We start from the raw sequence: 22,330 nt of genomic DNA, 5'->3' as shown, positions 1-22,330 counted from the left end.
CTACCATGACCAAAGTCATTCTGATCACCGGCACCTCGACCGGGTTGGGGATCGCAATTGCGGTTCAGGCCGCCAAGGCCGGCCACATCGTATATGCCACCATGCGCAATCTGGACCGCAAAGACACCCTGCTTGAAGCGGCACAAGCGGCCGGCGTCACCCTCAACCTGCTTCAATTGGATGTAGAAGACACCGACACCGTGACCGCCGCCGTGGATCAGGTGATTGCCGAACAGGGCCGGATTGATACGCTGATCAACAATGCCGGCCTTGGGTTTGCTCGCAATGTCGAACAGGCCAGCGAAGCCGACATTCAGCGTATTCTTGATATCAACTTTATGGGTGTGGTCCGCACAACCAAGGCCGTGATGCCACATATGCGCAAGGCGCGCGCCGGCCATGTGATCAATATCTCATCCGTTGGCGGATTGGTTGGCCAGCCGTTCAACGAGATCTATTGCGGTGCAAAATTCGCGGTAGAGGGCTTTACCGAGTCGTTGGCATGTTATGTCACCCCGGCGTTCGGCATTCACTTTACCGCGGTCGAACCCGGTGGGATCGCGTCGGAATTTGCCAATAACGTGTTGAAACAAATCTCGGAAACCGGCGGGATGCTGGATGATGAATACCTGCCCATTCTGCAAAGATATGTCGCAGGCGCGCAAAGCCGCGCTGGTGGCGACGGGGCCTATCAGACAGCGGATGACGTGGCAGAGGTGGTCATGGATGTGATGAACAGCGCCCAGCCGCCGGTCCGAATCCGCACATCGGATTGGGCCAATGATCTTACGCAGTTGAAAACCGGTCTGGACCCGGACGGCCGCAAGCTTCGCGACCTTGTTTATGACCGTTTTCTGGGCTGATACCGGATTTTCGGGCTGACATCAAACAGGGCGGCGCCGTGTGTGCCGCCCCTTTTCATGCCGTCTACGCCCTAACGCAGCTTGCGCAAATAGGTCCAGGTCGGCACCTGGCCACCGCGGGCGACGGAATAGCTTTCGGCATCGCCGATATAGGCGAACCCGCAATTGATCAGCACCCGCGCCGAGGCCGGATTGTCCTGAAACACGCTGGCGAACATGGTGTCATTGTCGAGCGGATTTGCCTCGACCAGGGCGCGCACCGCATCCGATGCCAACCCGGTATTCCAGAACGCCGGCGCAACCCAATAGCCCACTTCGGATTGGTTGCGGTCCATCCGGTCGAGCGAGATCAGCCCCATCACTTCGGGGCCATCCAGACGCACGCCATCCATTGCCCAAACAACCTCGTCCGGGTCGGACACCATCGCGCGGGTGACAAAGGATTCCGTGACGCCGGGCGGCAAAGGATGCGGAATAGAGGTCGTCATCCGTGCCACACGTTCGTCCGCGGCATGCATTTCAATCAGCCCCATGTCAGAGCGCCGCAATGGGCGAAGATCCACGCGTTCGGTTTCGATCACCGGCTGTGTGACGATGTGATCCTGGGCTGTCATCGGCTCCTCCTCAAATTCCTTGGTACTTTTGAAAACTGGCAAAATCTACGGTTTTGCTTTCAAACACCAACAGCGACCGACCTCTCCCAAGTCGTTGCTGTCAGGGCACAAAAGATCAGATCAAAACCGCGTTGGGAATAGTATGTGCATGGGTCAATTCAATCAGGGAACACCTGCCGTTCAGATGGCCATGATGTGCCAACCATGCAAGGGACTGCGGCCTTTGTTCGACTGATTGATCGAGCATTTGGAACAATCCCAAAACGCAAAAGGGGACCGGCATCGCCGATCCCCCAAATTTGCGTCGCAAACCTTAGATCGGTTTATTCCGCGGCCTCCGCCATCGGCAGGACCGAAATAAACGTGCGGCCTTTGAAACCTTTGCGGAAGGTCACCTGGCCTTCGGCCGTGGCATAGATTGTGTGATCTTTGCCTTCGCCCACACCTTCACCCGGCCACCATTTGTTGCCGCGCTGACGCGCGATGATGTTGCCCGGAATGGCGTGTTGGCCACCATAGAGTTTCACGCCAAGACGGCGTCCGGCAGAATCGCGACCGTTGCGGGAGGAACCGCCTGCTTTTTTATGTGCCATGGGTCTCTACTCCTTATTTGCCAGCGAGGGCTTTGGCCTGGTCGATCCAGCCTTCACGCTCGATACGGCCTTTGAACGACAGTTTTTCGCCGAATTCTTCGACTTCTGCGTCGGTCCAGGCGGCGATTTGCGCGAAGGATGTGACACCCGCTTCGTGCAGTTTCTTCTCCAGCGCCGGGCCAACACCCGAAAGCTCTTTCAGATCGTCGGCACCCGCGGCGGCGGCAGGAGCAGCAGCGGTTTCAGCCTTTGCAGCAGCCTTCGGTGCAGCCGCTTTTTTCGGCTCTGTTGCCGCAACTGCGACAGCAGCAACCGAACCGGAACCGATCGCAGCTTTGACGCCGGATGCATCCGCGCCTTCGGCCAGAATGTCGGTGATGCGGATCAATGTCAGCTTCTGACGGTGACCCTTGGTGCGCTTCGAGCTGTGCTTACGACGGCGCTTGACGAAGTGGATGACCTTGTCACCCTTGATCTGGTCGATCACTTCGGCCTGCACGGCGGCACCAGCCACCAGCGGCGAGCCTACGACGGTGGAATCACCGCCCAGCATCAGCACATCGTTGAATTGAACTTTTTCGCCGGCATCAGCAGCCAGTCTCTCGACGCGAAGGGTATCGCCCGAAGAAACTTTATATTGCTTGCCGCCCGTTTTGAGGACTGCGAACATCCTGGTCTTCCTTTGTTACCGCGTTCTGTGGCCCCGGTGTCCCGGCGTTTGTGGCAGGTGCCGAAACTCCTGCCGCCGCAAACAGCGCGTTCATTTACGAACGTCATTGAATCAAAACCCGGCGAGAGACCCGCCGGGATTGGGGGCTGATACGGTGATCCGGTGCCTGAGTCAACCAGCAGCACAGGGCTTTCGCCCTATAATTCCTGTGCGGTCATTTGGTGGGCCAGCGCCAGTCCCAGAGCATAGGAAATTTCGGTATACATCTGGTCAAACCCGGCAAACAGCGCCCGGTTCAGCGCCTTGCCTGCGTCACTGGCAGAGATGGCCACATAGTCGCCCAGAGCCGCGTCATCCAACGGCTGGTAGGCCATCATCATATAGGCAAACAGCCATTCGCGGGTGTCAGCCCGGCTTTCTGCTTCGCTTTCCCAGACCACGCCCAGGATTTCCTCTTCGCTCATCTCAAAAGCGCCGCCATCCACCAGCCCGGCGTAGAATTCGTAGCTGGAATTCATCGCGCCCACCACATTGGCGTCAATCAGGTCATTGTTGTCGATGAATTGGTCGATCATGGCCAGACGCGGGTCGTCGTCCTGATCGCTGCGGTCACGATAGGCGGCGCGCGCCGCATCCTCGACATCGGGGTCGGTCATCGCATCGCGGGCCGAAACCTCCAGCCGGACAATTTCCGCGCCTGCGGTGCTGGCAAAAAATGCCGTCACTTCGCCCAGCTCCCGGCCTTCCTGTTCCCAGGCCGCCGCGAACCCGTCGCGCACCACATCCTCCATACGGGTGGTGTCATAGATTTGCGCAACCATTCGCGACCAGCTGGCCCCGGCCCCACCGGGCAACATCTCTTCGGCCAGCTCATTGCCATAATCCATGCCCTCACGGCGCATGACCGCAACGGTTTCCTGCAAACCCAGCATATCCAAAAGGTTGTCCGTGGCGCGCAATGGTTCCGCGTGGGCCACAGGGGCAATCGCGATCAGAGCGGCGGTTGCCAGGGAGGCGCAATAATGCAGCATGTCTGATGAGGCTCCGATCAAAGCTGTTTTCCTACATCTAGCCCCTGCCCCATTGTTTTCCAAGCGCGGCCTGCACAATCCGCAGCGGACCGGCGATTTTCCGATGTATGGCGCCCGACAAAAAGCCACTTTGAAAAATCCATCAAAAAATCCACCTTTGCCGCTTGCACCCCGCGAAAAGAGAGATTAAACGGCCCCACCAGACCCCCGCGGAGAGGTGCCGGAGTGGTCGAACGGGGCGGTCTCGAAAACCGTTGAGCCTTCACGGGTTCCCAGGGTTCGAATCCCTGTCTCTCCGCCATTAGGCATTGATGTCACTGTGCAAAGTGACGAATTCGTCACCCCCATCCCACATTGGGAAAATGCTTGGACGTGGCTCATTGTGCCAATCGCATAAGGTCATTCTCGGCTGTTTTCGCCGAAACCTTTGATTTCTGGATGCGGACATGTGGCCAGGCTTGGCTTGCCATAGCTCTCCGGAATGACGGGCGAACCTGCCTGCCCCACTTTCATCGACAGGGAAATAACCCGCGACCGCCTTGGGTGTACCTGTTGGGCTGATGGCATGCCGCCAAAAGAGCGAAACAAGGCTTTTGACAAAAATTGGTCGCCGGTCGTGCGGGAGGCCGAGAGGGAATTGGTGGCTCAGGGCGCGGATATGGCGGTCGGACACGTTCCGGTCGAGAGTGTTTGAAATCTTCCCCCAAGCCGTTCTAATGTTCGCCGGACGATTGGTCGTTTGATAACGACAACAAGACGCAAATTCGAAGGCGCAGAGAAACATGCTGACAAACCGTGATCTGGTTGAACTGACGAACTTTCGTCGCGCGCTTCACCGCCGCCCCGAAATTTCCGGCGAAGAGACCGAAACCGCAAAGACCATTGTCGAGGCGTTGAAGCCGATGTCGCCTACGCGGATTGTGACCGGGTTGGGGGGACATGGTGTGGCAGCGGTCTTTGACAGTGGTCAGGACGGCCCGACGGTTCTGTTTCGCGCAGAGCTTGATGCCCTGCCGATCGAAGAGCGTAACGGCGCGATTGACTGGCCTTCGGAAATCCCCGGCAAGAGCCATGTCTGCGGCCATGATGGCCATATGACAATGCTGCTTGCCCTGGGGCGGATGATCTCACGCAAGCCGGTTGCCAAAGGGCGCGTGATATTGATGTTTCAACCTGCGGAAGAAGATGGAAGCGGTGCCAAGGCTGTTGTCGCTGATCCCTCTTTCGCAGAGCTTGCACCAGATTGGGCCTTTGCCATTCATAACGAACCCGGCGCCCCATTCGGATTTGTCGCGACCCGCATTGGGCTGATGAATTGCGCCTCCTTGGGGCTGAAAATCATGCTGCGCGGCAAAACTGCCCACGCAGCCGACCCACAGGACGGTGTCTCGCCTGCGCAGGCTGTCGCCAAGCTCATCCCGGCACTTGACGCATTGGGTCACGGCGAAGGTGGACCACGCAACGACGATTTTCGTCTGGTCACGATCACCCACGCCAATATTGGCGAACCTTCGTTTGGCATTGCCCCCGGTGAGGCCGAGGTTTTTGCCACGCTACGCACAGCGGCGGATGCAAGCATCGAAAACCTTGAAATCGCAGCCCGCGACCTTGCCACGACTGTGGCAAAGGAATTCGGGCTGGGCGTCAGCTTTGAGATCCACGATCATTTCGCGGCCTCTGTAAATGACGCAGAGGCCTATGCCGTCGCGGTCAGGGCCATGGAGGCAATCGGTGTCCCGCATGGCGAAGAAAGCGTGCCAATGCGGGCATCCGAGGACTTTGGAGTTTTTGGATGGAACGCAAAAGCCGCGATGCTGTGTCTGGGACCGGGCGAAGATCATGCGGCCCTGCACAACCCGGATTACGATTTCCCCGATGATTTGATCCCAATCGGAAGTGCAATCTTTGAACGCATCGCGCGCGATTTATTGGGTGGCACGGATCAAAGCTCGACTTCGGTCTAGGGCCTGGCCTCTTGGCCAGCAAATGACGGGTGCTGCTTGCGATGGCTGAGGGGAACACCTTTGGGCATCGGACATGGCGGGTCGCGATGCGCCCCGCTTTTTCGCGATGACAATGAACTCTTCTGCATAGATTTGTGTCCCGGCAAAGGCCGCGGTCGCCGCCAAATCGCGCGCAGTTTTTTATCTGTTGTTGTGGGCGTGGGCGGCTTTTGAAACAGAAAAGTTGCAAAAATTGCTGAAACATGGTAGTTTTACGCAATGAAAAGTACCCCGTGGCGCCATCAGGGAAATTCTCAGTCGCTCATGCCGTCCTGTTGACCCGCGATTTTCGGGGGCTTCGTGACAGGCGGCTCTATTTGAGTTGAAACAGGGGGACCAAAACCATGAAACGCCTTTTTCTCGCTTCGATTTTAAGTGGCTGTCTGGCCACGACATCCGTGGCCGCGCCAGAGAAAACTAGGATGAGCGCCAAGGATGTTGAACAGCAAATGATCATCTCGACCCAGGACGGTGCATCCTCCAGCAGCCCGATGGTGACATTGCTGTTTATGACGGTGGTGATCATTGCGGTTGCCGCATCGTCGGGTGGAGGTGGCGGCGGCCATTATTATGGCCACTAGGCCAAGATTTTAGCCCAGTTCAGATTTAACTCGGTTCAAGTTTTGCCCAGTCCAGATCTTACCCAGTCCAGATCTTAACCAGCCCAGATTTTACCCAGTCCAGATTTTACCCAGTCCAAATGCAACCCAGACCAAATGCAAAGGGCCGCTCGGTATGAGCGGCCCTTTCAATGTCGACAGATCTGTCATGTCACCGGATCAATGTGCGATCGGGCTGGCGGCGTCGTCACCTCTGGCCAGACGCCGCTGGGCTGCGGCCTCTTCTGCTGCGTCAGCAGCGGCCTCGTCCCATTCAATCGGCTCTGGCTTGTGGATCAACGCCTGTTCCAGGACCTCTGACACATGGGTGACGGGGATGATTTTCATGCCCGATGTGACATTTTCCGGGATCTCCGCCAGATCTTTTTCGTTCTCCTTCGGGATGAACACAGTCTTGATCCCACCGCGCAGTGCCGCAAGAAGCTTTTCTTTCAGCCCGCCAATTGGCATCGCATTGCCGCGCAGGGAAACCTCGCCGGTCATGGCGATATCCTTGCGCACCGGAATCCCCGTCAGCACCGACACGATCGAGGTCACCATCGCCAGACCGGCCGATGGCCCATCCTTGGGCGTGGCCCCATCCGGCACGTGCACGTGGATATCCAACCGGTCGAATTTCGGCGGCTTCACCCCGATTTGCGGCGAAATCGACCGCACATAGCTGGCGGCGGCGTCGATGGATTCCTTCATCACATCGCCCAGCTTGCCGGTGGTTTTCATCCGACCCTTACCCGGCAGGCGCAGCGCCTCGATGTGCAACAGATCACCACCAACCGAGGTATAGGCCAAGCCAGTCACAACACCGACCTGATGCTCATCCTCGGCCAGACCGTAGCGATGTTTGCGCACGCCCAGGAAATCCGAGAGATTGTCAGACGACACCACAACCTTTTCGGCGCGCCCTTTGACGATCTGGGTCACTGCCTTGCGGGCGGTTTTCGCGATCTCACGCTCAAGGTTCCGCACACCGGCCTCACGCGTGTAATACCGCACCATGTCGCTCAGCGCGCCATCCGTCAGTTCGAATTCACCCTTCTTCAGGCCATGATTCTTGACCTGTTTCTGGATGAGATGGCGTTTGGCGATCTCGGTTTTTTCATCCTCGGTGTAGCCCGCCAGAGGAATGATTTCCATCCGGTCCAACAGCGGCCCCGGCATGTTGTAGCTGTTCGATGTGGTCAGGAACATCACGTTCGAGAGGTCATATTCCACCTCAAGATAGTGATCGACAAAGGTGCCATTCTGTTCCGGGTCCAACACCTCCAGCATGGCGGATGCGGGATCGCCACGGAAATCCTGGCCCATCTTGTCGATTTCATCGAGCAGGATCAGCGGATTGGTGGTCTTGGCCTTTTTCAACGCCTGAATGATCTTGCCCGGCATCGAACCGATATAGGTCCGGCGGTGACCGCGAATTTCGGATTCATCGCGCACGCCACCCAGCGAGATACGAATAAATTCGCGCCCCGTCGCCTTGGCAACCGATTTCCCAAGCGAGGTTTTACCAACACCCGGAGGGCCGACAAGGCACATGATCGGGCCTTTCAGCTTCTTCGAACGTTGCTGCACCGCAAGATATTCAACGATGCGTTCCTTAACCTTATCAAGGCCATAGTGGTCATCATCCAGAATATTCTGGGCCTTGCCGAGATCCTTTTTGACGCGGGATTTCACGCCCCACGGGATCGACAACATCCAGTCGAGATAGTTGCGCACCACTGTTGCCTCTGCCGACATGGGCGACATGTTTTTCAGCTTTTTCAGCTCGGCATCGGCCTTTTCACGGGCCTCTTTTGACAGTTTGGTTGCGCCAACCTTTTCTTCCAGCTCGGCGATTTCATTGGCGCCATCTTCGCCATCGCCCAGCTCCTTCTGAATGGCCTTCATCTGCTCATTCAGATAATATTCGCGCTGGGTGCGCTCCATCTGGGATTTGACGCGGGTCTTGATCTTTTTCTCGACCTGAAGCACGGACATTTCGCCCTGCATCAACCCATATACCTTCTCCAGCCGTTCAGACACGGACAGAGTTTCCAGCAGATCCTGCTTTTGCTCAACTTCGATGCCCAGATGTCCGGCCACAAGATCGGCCAATTTGGCTGGCTCTTCGGTTTCGGAAACCGCGACAAGCGCCTCTTCGGGGATGTTTTTCTTGACCTTGGAATAGCGTTCGAATTCCGCGCCCACGGTGCGCAACAGCGCCTCGATCGAGGCCTGATCGCCGGGCATTTCGGTCAGATACTCACAACGCGCTTCGAAAAAGTCATCGTTTTCAAGGTATTCCGTGATCCGCACCCGGGCCACACCTTCGACCAGAACCTTGACCGTGCCATCGGGCAGCTTCAACAGTTGCAGCACATTGGCCAGCACGCCGGCCTTGTAGATGCCATCCGATGCCGGATCATCGACACCGGGGTCGATCTGGCTCGACAGCAGGATCTGCTTGTCGTCCGCCATCACCTCTTCCAATGCGCGCACCGATTTTTCACGGCCCACGAACAGCGGCACAATCATGTGGGGGAACACCACGATATCGCGCAGCGGCAGGACGGGATAGCTTGAGTTAAGAGGCTCTTGCATGCTCTTTCCTTATTATTGGCAAACCGGAATGGCCCCACAATGCGGCAGCGCTCACCGGTTCCTGTCTGGCTTTTGTAGGTAGGGCTAGGCCCACGCGCATTCAAGTATGCGCCCCCTTGGTTATCGTTGCGGGTCAGAATGCCCGCTGCCGCGGGGCGTCGCAAGCAGGTATCGGACCATGTGATTGATTTCCGGTTACCATCCCCCGGATTGTCGGCCCAATGCTGTATTTAACGCCGATCGCCCCGGGCCCGGCAGGGCCGTTTTCACAGTTTTCACAGTGGCTCGATATCGCCCTGTGCCCGCTTCGCGTGAAACTCTGCCTCGAACTGGGCAAAGACACCTGCACCGATTGCGGTCCGCATCCCTGCCATGAGTTCCTGATAATAATGCAGGTTGTGCCATGTCAGCAGCATGGAAGAGATGATCTCCTGGCTGCGGAACACGTGATGCAGATAGGCACGGGAATAATTGCGGCAGGCGGGGCAGCTGCAATCTTCGTCCAAGGGGCGCGGGTCGTTCTGGTGGCGGGCGTTTTTGATGTTCAACACACCGTGACGGGTGAACACCTGACCGGTGCGCCCCGAACGGGACGGCAACACGCAATCCATCATGTCGATGCCGCGCGCCACTGCGCCGACGATGTCATCGGGTTTGCCAACCCCCATCAGATAGCGGGGCCGATCCGTTGGCAGCTGTTCCGGCGCATAATCAAGGCACCCAAACATCGCCTCCTGCCCCTCGCCCACGGCCAAGCCGCCGACAGCATAGCCGTCAAACCCGATCTCGCGCAGCGCCTCGGCGGATTGCGCCCGCAGGTCCTGTTCCAAACCGCCCTGCTGAATACCAAACAACATATGGCCGGGGCGGTCGCCAAAGGCCTCTTTGGAGCGCGCGGCCCATCGCATCGACAATTCCATACTGGCGGCAATCCGGTCCCGATCAGCAGGCAGCGCCGGGCATTCGTCGAAACACATCACAATGTCAGAGCCAAGCAACCGTTGAATTTCCATCGACCGCTCGGGCGACAACATATGCTTTGAGCCGTCAATGTGGGATTTGAACGCCACGCCCTCTTCGGTCAGCTTGCGCAGACTGGCCAGGCTCATCACCTGAAATCCGCCGCTGTCGGTCAGAATGGGCCGTTGCCAGTTCATGAAATCATGCAGGCCGCCCAATTGGTCAATCCGTTCCGCTGTCGGTCGCAACATCAGATGATATGTATTGCCCAACAGGATATCCGCCCCGGTGGCGCGCACGTTTTCCGGCAGCATCGCCTTGACCGTGGCGGCGGTGCCGACGGGCATGAAGGCCGGCGTGCGGATTTCGCCGCGCGGGGTGTCGATTGTGCCACTGCGGGCGCGGCCATCACTGGCATGAAGCGTAAAAGAAGTTTGGGTCATAAGTTCGATTTGCCCGCTTTGGCCGCAATTGTCGAGCCTTTGCCGAACAGCCCGCGCCACGGTCCTTGATCCGTCACCCGGCGCTTGCTAGGGCTGCACCCAGACACGGGAGCGTTCACATGACCGAAGAGATCAAACTGGGCTGGGAAGAATGGGTTTCTCTGCCCGATCTGGGCCTGCCCGCATTACGTGCCAAGGTAGATACCGGCGCGCGCACATCGGCGCTGCATGCCTATGATATCGAACGCTTTGGCCCCGCATCCAAACCCAAGGTGCGCTTTGCCGTGCATCCGATTCCGGGGCGCGACGACCTGTCGATCCCCTGTTCCGCCGAAATCGTTGACCGGCGCGAGGTGATCTCGTCCAACGGTGATTCAGAATCGCGCTATGTGATCCGCACCGACATTACCGTCGGCCAGAAAACCTGGCCGATCGAGGTCACCCTGACCGACCGGCGCGGCATGTCGAACCATATGTTGCTGGGCCGTCAGGCGCTGGCGGAAAATGTCGCAGTGGTGCCAAGCGAAAAGTTCCAGCAACCAGAGCTGAGCTTTGACGTCTATCATTCGACCCGCGTGCGCAAAATGGCGCCGAATCGCGCGCTGCGCATCGCGGTGCTGAGCCGCGAGGCCAATTATTCCACCGCCCGTCTGGTCGCCGAGGGCGAAGAACGCGGTCACGTGGTTGAGGTTATCGACACAACCCGTTGTTATATGGCGATTAATGCGCTTTCCCCGGATGTCTATTACGATGGCAAGCGCCTGCCCCGGTATGACGCGATCATTCCCCGGATCGGCGCGTCCGTCACCAGCTATGGCACCGCCGTGGTGCGGCAGTTCGAAACCATCGGTACCTATTGCGTCAATGGCTCGACCGGGATCACCCAAAGCCGGGACAAGCTCTGTGCGCATCAGCTTATGGCACGCCACAAGATCGGCATGCCAAACACCGCCTTTGCGGCCTCGCCCAAGGACACCGACAGTCTGATCGGGTTGGTCGGCACAGCGCCGTTGATTGTGAAATTGCTGGAAAGCACCCAGGGCAAAGGCGTGGTTCTGGCCGAAACCAAGAAAGCGGCGCAATCGGTGATTGATGCCTTTCGCGGGTTGAAAGCCAACTTTCTGGTGCAGGATTTCGTCAAGGAAGCGGCTGGCGAAGACATCCGTTGTCTTGTGGTCGGTGGCAAGGTCGTGGCGGCCATGAAACGCACCGGGGCCGAGGGCGATTTCCGCTCCAACCTGCATCGCGGCGGCAGTGCGCAAATGGTGCGGATTTCCAAAGAAGAACGCGAGTCGGCGGTCAAGGCCGCGCGGGTGTTCGGGCTGAAACTGGCGGGCGTCGATCTGTTGCGCGCCGAAGCCGGACCAAAGGTGCTGGAGGTCAACTCCTCGCCAGGTCTGGAAGGCATCGAAAAAGCCAGCGGCAAGAACATCGCAGGCCTGCTTTATGATCACATCGAGGCCCATGTGCGGCCCCAGCCCGTGCGACGGCGCAAGACCGACTAAGATCATGCGTTGGGTAAGGTGCTGCGCCCAACATATTGAAATTGCAGCATGGCACGCCCATTTCCCTAGGGGTTTTTCTTGTTACGAGGATTTGTGTCTTGGATATTGAACAGTTGATTTTTGGCTTGATGCAGGAAAACATCGTCACCCTTCTGGCGGCTGTTTTCCTGATCATTGTGGTTCTGAAAGGGGTCAAGATCGTCCCCCAATCGGAAAAATTCGTGGTCGAACGCTTTGGCCGCCTGCATGCGGTGCTTGGCCCCGGGATCAATTTCATCGTTCCGTTTCTGGACAAGCTGGCGCATCGGATTTCGATTCTGGAACGACAATTGCCAACGATGAGCCAGGACGCCATCACCACGGACAACGTGTTGGTTCAGGTCGATACCTCGGTGTTTTATCGCATCACCGAACCGGAAAAGACCGTGTATCGCATCCGAGATGTCGATGCCGCCATTGCCACCACCGTGGCCGGGATTGTGCGATCTGAAATCGGCAAGATGGAACTGGACGAGGTGCAATCCAACCGGTCGATGCTGACAGCCACGATCAAGGAACAGGTGCGCGCCGTGGTCGATGACTGGGGGATCGAGGTGACCCGCGCCGAACTTCTGGATGTGAACCTTGATGCCGCCACCCGCGAAGCGATGTTGCAACAGCTGAACGCCGAACGCGCCCGCCGCGCCAATGTGACAGAGGCCGAGGGCAAGAAGCGCGCGGTAGAACTGGCCGCCGATGCCGAGCTGTATTCAGCCGAACAAATCGCCAAGGCCCGCCGCATTCAGGCCGATGCCGAAGCCTATGCCACCGGCGTCGTCGCCAAGGCAATTGCGGAAAACGGGCTTGAGGCCGCACAATACCAGGTGGCGCTGAAACAGGTGGAGTCGCTGAACAAACTGGGCCAGGGCGCAGGAAATCAGACAATTGTCGTGCCAGCTCAGGCGCTTGAGGCATTTGGCGATGCCTTCAAGATGTTGAAAGGGCGCTGATCATGGCGGATTTCGCAACCATCTGGTGGGTCTGGCTGGCGGCCGCGCTTTTGCTGGCCATCCTTGAAATTCTGGTGCCCGCCTTTTTGTTCCTTGGCTTCGCCATTGGTGCGGCGCTGGTCGGTTTGGCCATGCTGGGGCCCTTGGCGCTGTTGTCCCCGGCGATGATCCTGCTCATCTTTGCCGGCTTGTCGCTGGTGGCCTGGCTGATGCTGCGCAAGATCTTTGCCCTGCCCCATGGACAGGCCAAAAGATTTGACCGGGACATCAACGAGTGACGACAGAATATGAACGTCGGTGGACGGCAGCACAGGCCGAGATGACCTCTGCCGGTGTGTGGCAATCAAACGCGACGCCGCCCGTCATTTTGCTTTTGCGCCGCCTTGGGCTGCGCCCCCGGCCACCCTATTACATCGGGTTTTGGCAACTGGCCCTCGTGTATGGTGCGTTTTTCAGTGTCTTCTGGGGGCTGTTGATGTGGTTCCTCGACTGGTCGGCGCGGGGCATGTCGGTGCCTGCGGCGCTGTTGTCCAGCCTTGTGGCAGGCACGTTGTTTGGTCTGATACTGTCCACCCTGACCCATCGCAGCCGCAAACGCCACGGATTGCGCAATTGGAATGATCTCTGATTGCCCGTTTTGTGGCACCCGATCGTCGCCCAAGCTATGACCACAAGACAATTCGCCCCTGCTCTGGACCCGGGGCGCAGCAATCCCTATATGTTTGCTAAGAAATGACACGAGGCACCCGAAGATGAATGACGCCACCGCGCCGATGGAAGGCGCGCCGCTGATCAAGCCGTCCAGCACCGAACATACGCTGTATGACAGCGTGGTTGAGGCTTGCCGTACGGTCTATGACCCTGAAATCCCCGTGAATATCTATGATCTGGGGTTGGTCTACACGATTGAGATCAGCGACGAGAACAAGGTGAACATCATCATGACCCTGACCGCGCCGGGATGTCCGGTGGCCGGTGAGATGCCCGGATGGCTGATTGATGCGGTCGGCCCGGTGGACGGGGTTCAGGATGTGGATGTGGAAATGACCTGGGATCCGCCCTGGGGCATGGACATGATGAGCGATGAGGCCCGGTTGGAACTGGGATTCATGTAGATCTGTAGAAAGAGGCAAAAATGTTTGGCATTCCCGGCAAACAAGCCGTCACCATGACCCCCGCCGCGATCCGCCAGATCGTGAAGCTGATGGATAAAAAGGGCCACGCGGGCCTGCGCATCGGCGTCAAGAAAGGCGGCTGTGCGGGCATGGAATACACGATGGACTACGTCGATGACGTTGGCGATCATGATGAGGTCGTGGAACAGGACGGCGCGCGGGTGATGATTGCGCCGATGGCGCAGATGTTCCTGTTTGGCACGGAAATCGACTATTCGGTCGAGCTGCTGGAAAGCGGGTTCAAGTTCAACAACCCCAATGTGTCCGACGCCTGTGGCTGTGGTGAATCGATCAAGTTCAAGGACGTCGAGGAGCTGAGCGAAGCCTTTCCCGACGGTGTGCCGAAGCTGAACTAGTCTCGGTCATTTGATCGACAACCAATCACAAGAGGCGGTGTCCAATCGGATGCCGCCTTTTTCGTGGTCCGTTTGTTTTGCGTCCGGTGTGGTTCAAGACCAAAGCGTCATGTCGACAGTATGCCGTTCGGCCCGGCCGTGGATGAAACCGGTTGCCACCTATACGCTGGGCAGCTCCATCACCATCTCATGCCAGCTGACCCCGCCATGATCAGAGAGAGAGGGCTTTGTATAGCGAAAGCCCAACTTTTCATACAAGGCCAGGTGATGCTCTTTGCACATCAGGTGAATGGTTTGCTTGTCAGCTTCGATCATGCGGGCCACAAATTCGGACATCAGACGCCGGGACAATCCGCGCCCCTGACAGGCCGGATCAACAACCACCGACATGATCACCACATTGGGCGCGGCAGGATCATGTCCGACAAGCTCTTTTAGATCTTCGTCAGACATTTCAACGTCATAGGCGCACCCGCTGTTGATGAAGCCAGCAATTTTGCCTTCGATTTCGAGGATCAGAAACCCCAAAGGATACGCGGTAATCCGTTGCTGGATTTTCTCAAACGTGGCCGACTCTTCGCCGTCATAGGCCGATGTCTCGATCTCATAGCAGCGCGGTGCATCCAGTGGCACGGCGTTGCGAAAGACCCAAGCCTCTGTGGTGTTCGCCAATCTGAAAATCCTCCCATTGCGCGGGGATCGCGCGGCCCGATCCGGCACCAGACCCGGCCAGCCACACCCCCAAAAGAAAAAGGCGGCCCCCATAGTGAGCGCCGCCTTCCTCCTCTTTAAACGATCACTCGTTACTTGACCACGATCTCTGGTCCCATGAACATCGTCGGCAGCCATGTGGACAGGATCGGGATGTAGGTCACCATGATCAGGAACACGAACAGCACAGCCAGGAACGGCAGCGACGCCCGCACAACCCGCATCATCGGCATGCCGGCAACGCCCGAGGTCACGAAAAGGTTCAGACCAACCGGCGGGGTGATCATGCCGATTTCCATATTGACCACCATGATGATGCCCAGATGGATTGGGTCGATGCCCAGCTCGATGGCAATCGGGAACACCAGCGGCGCGACGATCACGATCAGGCCCGAGGGTTCCATGAACTGACCACCGATCAGCAGGATCACGTTGACGATCACCAGGAACATCACCGCACCGAAACCGGCCGCCAGCATCGAGGATGCGATCTGTTGCGGGATCTGCTCATCGGTCAGAACGTGCTTCAGGATCAGCGCGTTGGCGATGATGAACATCAACGTCACCGTCAGCTTGCCAGCCTCGAACAGGGTGTCGCGGGTATCCTTGTGAAAGAACGCGGTCACCAATGCGATGGGCTTCTGCATCAGCGTCAGGTTGCGTTCACCATCCGGTTTGGAAAGCGGCCCCATGTCACGATAGACAAATGTCGCGATAAAGAAGGCATAGACCGCCGCAACCGCCGCCGCTTCGGTCGGGGTGAAGATCCCGCCATAGATGCCGCCAAGGATGATGACGATCAGGAACAGACCCCAACCGGCCTCGGAACCGGACCGGAACACCTCGCCCCAGCCTTTCCATTCGCCCTTTGGCAGACCCTTGACGCGGGCAATCGCATAGATCGTCAGCATCAGCATGGTGCCCGCCATCAGACCCGGAATAACCCCGGCCAGGAACATCCGCCCCACCGACACATCGGTAGCAGAGGCATAGACCACCATCACGATGGACGGCGGGATCAGAATGCCCAGCGTACCGGCATTGGCGATGACACCGGCGGCAAAGTCCTTGGTATAGCCAACTTCGCGCATGCCGGCGATGACGATGGAACCAATGGCGACTACGGTTGCAGGCGAAGAGCCTGAAAGCGCAGCAAACAACATGCAGGCAAAGACACCCGCAATGGCCAGACCGCCATGGAAGTGGCCAACAAGGGCGATGGAAAACCGGATGATCCGTTTCGCCACGCCTCCGGTCGACATGAAGGACGACGCCAGCACAAAGAACGGGATCGCCAGAAGCGTGTAATGCCCGGCCATCGCCTGAAAAAACGTCTGGGCGATCGAGGCCAGCGACGTGTCACTGAGCACCAGCAAGAAAAAGATCGACGACATGCCCAGCGACACCGCAATCGGCACGCCGATCAGCATCAGGCCGATGACCATGGTAAAGAGGAATACGACTTCCATCCGACTACTCCCCGGAATTCATGTGGCGGACGTCATCCACCGCATCTTCGGCTTCGTGACTGACAATAAGGCTCTCGGCGGTGCCATTGACCAGCCGCACGGTGGCCTGAATGAACCGGAACAACAGCAGCGCCGCACCAAAGGGCAACATCGCATAGGGGATCAGACGCGGGATCTTCTCATATGCTTCGCCTTCGTTCAGCCAGGGTTCCAGAAACTGCAACCAGGACGGCAAAGGAATGTCGTTGACCTCATACCAGGCGCGATAGGACGAGCTGCGCATCTCTTCGAAACCGGTCGGAAACCAGCGCCCGGTTGTCTGGGGCAAATTGGCGAAATTGGCCCAGTAATCCCAGGCCCCCTTCAGCAACAAAAAGGCGTAAATGATACAGACCGCCGCCGCGACCAGCGCGAGCACCTTGCGCACCGGTTTGTCGAACAGGTTGATGACCGCATCAACCCCCAGATGGGCCGTGACCTTGACCGCATAGCTCACGCCAAACAGCACGAGCCAGGCAAACAGGAAGGCCGTCGCCTCAAGCCCCCAGATCAGGCCGGTGTTAAAGCCATAGCGCAAGACCACATTGATGAATGTGATCAGGGTCATGGCCCCAAGGATCAGCGCAATGAATGTTTCTTCAAGCTCATGAACCAAGCGGCCCAGGATGCCCGTGGGTTCGTAATGGGCTGCCATCGCCCGTCCCCTTTTTTGTGGAATTGACGGAGCCTGGCCCAATCCGGCCTTGGCATCCTGAAAGTCACGCGCCGGGCCTTGCAACAAGCCCCGGCTGTGGTTTCTCTATCCGTGCGCGGTGTTTCCGGCCCACAAAACGCAGGCCAGAAACACCATTGCCGGATCAGTTCATCATGTTGATTTCTTGTGCGGCGTCGATGTTTTCCTGGCCGACATCTTCGCGGAACTGTTCCCAAACGGGCTTCATCGCATCGACCCAGGCCTGACGCTGATCGCCATCCAGTTCGCGCACGACACCACCGGCGTCCAGAATGGCCTGTTTGGCCTCGCCGTTCACCTTGGTCGATTCCGCATTCCGGGTCTCTGTGACTTCCATCATGATGGTGGCAAGCTGGTCACGGGTATCGTCCGGCAGGCTTTCCCAGAAATCGGTCGAGGTCACGACCAGATAGTCAAGCACACCGTGGTTGGTTTCGGTGGTGCCGTCCTGAACCTCGAAGAACTTCTGGCCATAGATGTTGGACCAGGTGTTTTCCTGCCCGTCGACAACGCCCTGTTGCAACGCGCCGTAAACTTCCGAAAATGCCATCGGCTGGGGCGAAGCGCCCATCGCCTGCATCTGGGCGACCAGCACGTCAGAGCTTTGCACCCGGAATTTCAGACCTTCGGCATCGGTCGGCAGGATCAGCGGCTTGTTGGCCGACATCTGCTTCATGCCATTGTGCCAGAATGCGAGGCCCAGAAGACCACGGCGCATCATGGATTCTTTCATCGCCTGACCAGTTTCCGAGTTCTGGAATGTGTCGACGGCGGCGATGTCCTTGAACATGAACGGCAGGTCGAAAATGCGGAATTGCTTGGTGAACCGTTCAAATTTCGACAGCGAAGGGGCCGCCATCTGAACGTCGCCTTGCAGCATCGCCTCAAGAACCTGATCGTCATTGTAAAGCGTCGAGTTCGGGAAAACCTCCATGCAGGCTTTGCCGTTCATCTCGTCATTGACGCGCTGTTCCAGCAGCGAGGCTGCAATGCCCTTTGGGTGTTTGTCGGTGTTGGTCACATGGGCGAATTTGATCACGATTTCGCCGTCGTCACAGGCCGCCATGGCACCGGTGGTTGCGGTCACGGTCAGCGCCATTGCGGTGGCGGCGGTGGTCAGGAATGTTTTCATCAATCTCTCCTCCCGAGAATAATTGTCCGGTTCTTTGCGAACGGCACGTTGCCAATAGACATCCGGTGGCCGCACCGCTCAAGACTTTGTGAAAAGCGTGATGAGAGGCGATTAATGCATTGAGAAATATATATTAAATTTCGACCCCCATGACCCGCACAAACCAGATGTGCGAAAATTCGCACAGGGTTAGCGGCAAACAGTGCGAAAATCCGCACATCTCGGGGCGCGTGGCGAATCCTTTGCATCTGCGGCAGGGTGACCAGATGGATGATCATTCAAACCCGGAACACAGGGCAGAAGCAGACCGTTTTGATCGGGTGCTGGCCTTCCTGCGACGCGCCGCCCGCCTCAAGGATACCTTGCGCTCCGGGCGGCGCACCGGTGACGGGGCGCTGGAAAGCGTCGCGGCCCATAGCTGGTCCCTGTGTCTTTTGGCGCTGCTGCTTGAGGACGATATGGACCGGGTCGATATGCTTCAGCTTTTGCGGCTTTGCATTCTGCATGACCTTGGCGAAGCGATTTCGGGCGATGTCCCGGCCATCGACCAAGACCCTGCGGTAGACAAATCCGCCCGCGAACGTGACGATCTTTTGACCCTGTCAGACGGGCTGCCGGAGGACATCAAGCATCGCATTCTGAAACTGTGGGCGGAATACGACGCCGGCGAAACCACCGAAGCGCAATGGGCCAAGGGGTTGGACAAAATCGAAACGATGCTTCAGCACGTCACCGGGCGACAGGATGCGGATTTCGATTACCTCTGGAACCTTGGGTATGGTGTGAAATGGACCGAACGCACCCCGTTGCTGAAAACGCTCCGGGCCAAGGTGGATGTGATGACGCGGGCCAAAGCCGCCAATTTCAACGGCGAAAATCCTCGGGCTTGATGCCATAGCGGGTCAGCTTGTCATAGAAGGTTTTGCGCGGCAGTTTCAGCTGTTTCGCGGCCTCTGACGCACGGCCGTTCTGGCGGCCCAATGCGGCAACCAAAAGCGAGCGTTCGACCTGGGCCATCTGTTCCGCCAGACCAAGATCGGCATTACGCGCCACCTCTTCCGGCATGCCAAGCACAAACCGCATTGCCGCCGACATCAGGGACCGGGCATTGCCGGGCCAGTTCTGTGCCATCAGGGCGGCGGCATGATCATGGCTGATTTCAGGCACAGGAATTCCGGCCTGTTCCGCCGCTTGTTCGACGTAGTGGCGGAACATCACCGGAATGTCTTCGGGACGTTCCGACAGGGCGGGAATGCGCACCGGATGCACGTTCAGACGGTAAAACAGATCGGAATCGATCCGGCCTTCGGCCAGGGCCCTGTCCAATCCGCCCACCGCCCCGGCGATAAACCGCACCTCGCGTTGGCTGTCCAGAAGATCAAGCAGGACAAGCTGGCTGTCGGCGGGCATATCGGCAATGCCATCCAGAAACAGCGCGCCCCCCTTGGCCATGCCAAAGGCGGTGACCAGATCGTCGGGCGTCATGATCCGCGCGGCCCGCTTTTCAAACGGCCCCTTGGCGCGGGGCGAGCAGAGATGGATCACCTCGGCAACCTTGGAGATGCCCGACCCCTGCGGTCCGGTCACCAGCGCCTCTGCCGTGGAATGCGCCACCTGCCGCACCTGGGCGCGCAGGGCCTCTGACCGTTCGGATGCGCCGAACAACAGCCGCGCGGCGGCGTCCCCGGCCTCTAACTGGTTTTTGAACCGGCGATTTTCCAACACCATGGTGCGCATCGAAATCGCCCGCTCCAGCACTTTGAGCAATTCCTCGGTCTGGCAAGGTTTTTCGAGAAAGGCAAAGGCCCCGGCCCCCAGCGCACGTACCGCCATGGGCACATCACCCTCGCCGGTCAACAGGATCACCGGCAGCTCTGCATCGACCTCTTGTGCGAAATCAAGCAGGTGAAACCCGTCCCGCCCCGGCATGCGGATGTCAGACAGGATGACACCGGGAAAATCCGCACGGATGTGATCCTTGGCGACGACAAACGACGCCGCTGGCACCGCAGAAAACCCCGCTAGGTCCAGCGATTGGCACAGCGCGTCACGCAACCCGGCATCATCATCGACCAACAAAACCTGTTTCATGCCGCTTCGCCCCCTGCCCCCGCATCTGTTTCGCGCCACCGCTCCAGCTCGACGGTGAACACCGCACCACCGCCAGGCGCATTGGCGCCGCGGATCGTGCCGCCGAAGCTTTGCACCAACCCATAAGAGATCGACAGCCCAAGCCCCATGCCATCCGGGCCGCCAACCTGTTTTGTCGAATAAAACGGATCGAACATCCGATCGGGATCTGCGATGCCGGGGCCGCTGTCGGCCATTGTCACGCGTGGGCGGTCGCCATCGGTCAGGGTGATGGTCAGATTGCGGGTCTCGCTCCGCTCCATCGCGTCAACGGCATTGGACACGAGGTTGAGGAACACCTGCCCCAATCGCACCTCGCCGCCCCAGACCCAGATCGGCACCGCCGGACGCTGCCAGTGCAGGGTCACATTGCCATGATGCAATCGGGTTTCCGCCAGTTCGACCGCGCTGTCGATCACCGCCACGATGTCGACCCGGCCCATCGGCTCGCTTTCATTGCGGGCAAAGGCACGCAGGTTCTTGATGATACGCGCCATGCGCCGGGCCATGGCGGCAATCCGGCCAAGGTTGTCGCGGGCGGTTTCCGGCCGGTCCCGATCCAGAAAGGCCTGGGCGTTTTCGGCATATTGCTGGATGGCCATCAACGGCTGGTTCAGCTCATGACTGATGCCGGCGGACATCTGGCCCAGTGCCGACAATTTACCCGCCTGCACCAGATCCGCCTGGGCGCGTTTCAGGGCGGCCTCGGCCTCTTCGCGTTCGCGCACCTCATGGCGCAGGGCAGTATTGGTATCCGAAAGCTCGCGGGTGCGGCTGGCGACCCGCGATTCCAGCCGCCGATTGGCCAGCGCCAGCGCGCGCCGCCGTGCGCCCGCCAGAAACAGCAAGGCGCCAAAGGTCGCCAACAGCGCCGCCACCGCCGCCGATTGCCAAAGCGCCAGCCGCAGTGCCGGGCCCGTGTCGATCAACGCCTCGGCGCGCAAATCAATCAACGGCAGGTCCTGCGTCAGATGCAGCGCGCGACGCGGCACATAGGGCGACCAATCCACCTGCCAGATATTATGCCCGCCCAAACGCCGCGCGCCAGGGGCCTTGCCCCCCGGGGCCGACGGCCCGATATCGCCTGCCCGTCGTTGCCACAACAGCACCTCGGACCGGTTGGATATGAACACCAGCCCGTCACGGTCCAGAAAATAGATCGTCGGGCGATCGCCGCGCCAGTTTTCCTCCAGCCGGTCAATATCCACCCCCAATACCAAGGCCCCGCGCACCACGCCATCGGCGGCAAAGGTCGGTGTGGCAAAGAACCAGCTGCGCACGCCATAGACGGTACTGACCACATGGTCCGAGCCCAAAGCCCCCTGCAGGGCGCGCTTGAAATAGCGGCTTTCGGTCAGGTTTTCCGGCACATCCTCGGTCGAGGACGCCAGCACCGCGCCCGTCGCATCGACATAAATCATCGTCAGCGCCGCGGTTTTGTCGGCCACATCCAACAGCAGCGCCTCGGCGCGGGCACGGTCACCGCCGTCATGCAGCGCCGCCAGAACCGGATGGGTCGCGGTCAGCACCGCGACCTCGGCATTATGTTGCAATTGCGCAGTCAGCCGGTCCGCAGCCAACGACAAATCCGCCTCGCCCCGGCGTGCCAATTGGTCCAGCCCCTGGCGGAATCCGGTCTGCCAAACGGCGGCGCTGACCACGACAATCACCACAACATACAACACCGCAAGAGCGCGTGGGGAAGAGAACCTGGCTTTCATCCCGCCAGCTTAGCGCCAGCCGCCGCGCAAAG

General features: G+C 58.8%; 22 protein-coding genes and 1 tRNA gene. 11 read left to right on the top strand and 12 right to left on the bottom strand.

Annotation, left to right across the window (positions count from 1 at the left end):
- Positions 1 to 5: 5 nt before the first annotated feature.
- The gene (locus tag Q4577_RS05375; RefSeq protein ID WP_303471569.1) at positions 6 to 863 is read left to right on the top strand and encodes an SDR family oxidoreductase; all 858 of its coding nucleotides are present in this window, start codon (positions 6 to 8) and stop codon (positions 861 to 863) included.
- Between the two features lie 71 nt (positions 864 to 934).
- Here Q4577_RS05375 and Q4577_RS05370 read toward each other — a convergent pair whose 3' ends face one another.
- The 4 genes from Q4577_RS05370 to Q4577_RS05355 all read right to left on the bottom strand — a co-directional run bounded on the left by Q4577_RS05370 (position 935) and on the right by Q4577_RS05355 (position 3,771).
- Entirely contained in the window at positions 935 to 1,477 is a 543-nt protein-coding gene (locus tag Q4577_RS05370) for a GNAT family N-acetyltransferase (protein WP_244687142.1), read from the bottom strand.
- 323 nt (positions 1,478 to 1,800) lie between these two features.
- The gene (gene rpmA / locus Q4577_RS05365) at positions 1,801 to 2,070 is read right to left on the bottom strand and encodes a 50S ribosomal protein L27 (RefSeq protein ID WP_303471572.1); all 270 of its coding nucleotides are present in this window, start codon (positions 2,068 to 2,070) and stop codon (positions 1,801 to 1,803) included.
- A gap of 13 nt (positions 2,071 to 2,083) precedes the next feature.
- Entirely contained in the window at positions 2,084 to 2,740 is a 657-nt protein-coding gene (locus Q4577_RS05360; protein WP_303471575.1) for a 50S ribosomal protein L21, read from the bottom strand.
- A 197-nt stretch (positions 2,741 to 2,937) separates the two neighbouring features.
- Positions 2,938 to 3,771: a hypothetical protein gene (locus Q4577_RS05355; RefSeq protein WP_303471577.1), complete on the bottom strand. Its 834-nt coding sequence runs from the start codon at positions 3,769 to 3,771 to the stop codon at positions 2,938 to 2,940.
- Positions 3,772 to 3,982: 211 nt separating this feature from the next.
- Between Q4577_RS05355 and Q4577_RS05350 the strand changes: the two genes are divergently transcribed.
- The 3 genes from Q4577_RS05350 (at position 3,983) to Q4577_RS05340 (ending at position 6,355) form a co-directional block, all read left to right on the top strand.
- Positions 3,983 to 4,072: transfer RNA gene (locus tag Q4577_RS05350), tRNA-Ser, on the top strand.
- Positions 4,073 to 4,553: 481 nt separating this feature from the next.
- On the top strand, positions 4,554 to 5,735 hold the full coding sequence (locus tag Q4577_RS05345; RefSeq protein WP_303471579.1) for an amidohydrolase: 1,182 nt from the start codon (positions 4,554 to 4,556) through the stop codon (positions 5,733 to 5,735).
- Positions 5,736 to 6,118: 383 nt separating this feature from the next.
- Complete coding sequence (locus tag Q4577_RS05340) at positions 6,119 to 6,355, top strand: hypothetical protein (protein WP_303471581.1); 237 nt, start codon at positions 6,119 to 6,121, stop codon at positions 6,353 to 6,355.
- Between the two features lie 198 nt (positions 6,356 to 6,553).
- Here the strand turns inward: Q4577_RS05340 and lon are convergent, their stop codons facing one another.
- Together lon and tgt are read right to left on the bottom strand one after the other, a co-directional pair.
- Positions 6,554 to 8,974 carry an endopeptidase La gene (lon, locus tag Q4577_RS05335; protein WP_303471582.1) on the bottom strand — a complete coding sequence of 807 codons (2,421 nt, stop codon included), beginning with the start codon at positions 8,972 to 8,974 and terminating at the stop codon, positions 6,554 to 6,556.
- 275 nt (positions 8,975 to 9,249) lie between these two features.
- Positions 9,250 to 10,377, bottom strand: coding sequence for a tRNA guanosine(34) transglycosylase Tgt (tgt, locus tag Q4577_RS05330; RefSeq protein ID WP_303471584.1), 1,128 nt, complete (start codon positions 10,375 to 10,377; stop codon positions 9,250 to 9,252).
- Positions 10,378 to 10,496: 119 nt separating this feature from the next.
- On the opposite strand from tgt, the gene rimK reads away from it, so the two are divergent.
- The 6 genes from rimK (at position 10,497) to Q4577_RS05300 (ending at position 14,402) form a co-directional block, all read left to right on the top strand.
- Positions 10,497 to 11,882: a 30S ribosomal protein S6--L-glutamate ligase gene (gene rimK, locus Q4577_RS05325; protein ID WP_303471585.1), complete on the top strand. Its 1,386-nt coding sequence runs from the start codon at positions 10,497 to 10,499 to the stop codon at positions 11,880 to 11,882.
- A 128-nt stretch (positions 11,883 to 12,010) separates the two neighbouring features.
- Positions 12,011 to 12,871 carry an SPFH domain-containing protein gene (locus tag Q4577_RS05320; RefSeq protein WP_303471663.1) on the top strand — a complete coding sequence of 287 codons (861 nt, stop codon included), beginning with the start codon at positions 12,011 to 12,013 and terminating at the stop codon, positions 12,869 to 12,871.
- A gap of 2 nt (positions 12,872 to 12,873) precedes the next feature.
- Positions 12,874 to 13,149 (top strand): NfeD family protein, encoded by a 276-nt coding sequence (locus Q4577_RS05315; protein WP_303471586.1) that lies wholly within the window; start codon positions 12,874 to 12,876, stop codon positions 13,147 to 13,149.
- The gene (locus Q4577_RS05310; protein WP_303471588.1) at positions 13,146 to 13,499 is read left to right on the top strand and encodes a DUF6404 family protein; all 354 of its coding nucleotides are present in this window, start codon (positions 13,146 to 13,148) and stop codon (positions 13,497 to 13,499) included. Before Q4577_RS05315 ends, Q4577_RS05310 begins: the two co-directional genes overlap by 4 nt.
- Positions 13,500 to 13,623: 124 nt before the next feature.
- Positions 13,624 to 13,986: an SUF system Fe-S cluster assembly protein gene (locus Q4577_RS05305; RefSeq protein ID WP_303471592.1), complete on the top strand. Its 363-nt coding sequence runs from the start codon at positions 13,624 to 13,626 to the stop codon at positions 13,984 to 13,986.
- Between the two features lie 20 nt (positions 13,987 to 14,006).
- Positions 14,007 to 14,402, top strand: coding sequence for an iron-sulfur cluster assembly accessory protein (locus tag Q4577_RS05300; protein ID WP_244687183.1), 396 nt, complete (start codon positions 14,007 to 14,009; stop codon positions 14,400 to 14,402).
- Positions 14,403 to 14,561: 159 nt separating this feature from the next.
- On the opposite strand, the gene Q4577_RS05295 is transcribed toward Q4577_RS05300, so the two are convergent.
- The 4 genes from Q4577_RS05295 to Q4577_RS05280 form a co-directional block, all read right to left on the bottom strand.
- The gene (locus Q4577_RS05295; RefSeq protein ID WP_303471596.1) at positions 14,562 to 15,074 is read right to left on the bottom strand and encodes a GNAT family N-acetyltransferase; all 513 of its coding nucleotides are present in this window, start codon (positions 15,072 to 15,074) and stop codon (positions 14,562 to 14,564) included.
- A gap of 131 nt (positions 15,075 to 15,205) precedes the next feature.
- A complete protein-coding gene (locus tag Q4577_RS05290; protein ID WP_303471598.1) occupies positions 15,206 to 16,582 on the bottom strand; it encodes a TRAP transporter large permease in 1,377 nt (458 codons plus the stop codon).
- A 4-nt stretch (positions 16,583 to 16,586) separates the two neighbouring features.
- Positions 16,587 to 17,276, bottom strand: coding sequence for a TRAP transporter small permease (locus tag Q4577_RS05285; RefSeq protein WP_244687190.1), 690 nt, complete (start codon positions 17,274 to 17,276; stop codon positions 16,587 to 16,589).
- Positions 17,277 to 17,439: 163 nt separating this feature from the next.
- Positions 17,440 to 18,447: a DctP family TRAP transporter solute-binding subunit gene (locus tag Q4577_RS05280; protein WP_244687192.1), complete on the bottom strand. Its 1,008-nt coding sequence runs from the start codon at positions 18,445 to 18,447 to the stop codon at positions 17,440 to 17,442.
- 266 nt (positions 18,448 to 18,713) lie between these two features.
- Here Q4577_RS05280 and Q4577_RS05275 point away from each other — a divergent pair, with 266 nt between their 5' ends.
- The gene (locus Q4577_RS05275; RefSeq protein WP_303471602.1) at positions 18,714 to 19,337 is read left to right on the top strand and encodes an HD family hydrolase; all 624 of its coding nucleotides are present in this window, start codon (positions 18,714 to 18,716) and stop codon (positions 19,335 to 19,337) included.
- Here the strand turns inward: Q4577_RS05275 and Q4577_RS05270 are convergent.
- Positions 19,312 to 20,538 carry a sigma-54 dependent transcriptional regulator gene (locus tag Q4577_RS05270; protein ID WP_303471605.1) on the bottom strand — a complete coding sequence of 409 codons (1,227 nt, stop codon included), beginning with the start codon at positions 20,536 to 20,538 and terminating at the stop codon, positions 19,312 to 19,314. The genes Q4577_RS05275 and Q4577_RS05270 overlap by 26 nt on opposite strands.
- A complete protein-coding gene (locus Q4577_RS05265; protein ID WP_303471607.1) occupies positions 20,535 to 22,298 on the bottom strand; it encodes an ATP-binding protein in 1,764 nt (587 codons plus the stop codon). The genes Q4577_RS05270 and Q4577_RS05265 overlap by 4 nt, the downstream gene beginning before the upstream one ends.
- Positions 22,299 to 22,330 lie beyond the last annotated feature (32 nt).

Source organism: Marinovum sp. 2_MG-2023, from assembly GCF_030548265.1.
Lineage (GTDB): Bacteria > Pseudomonadota > Alphaproteobacteria > Rhodobacterales > Rhodobacteraceae > Marinovum.
Note: the sequence above shows the minus strand (reverse complement) of the source record. Positions and strands in the feature narration are given on the sequence as shown.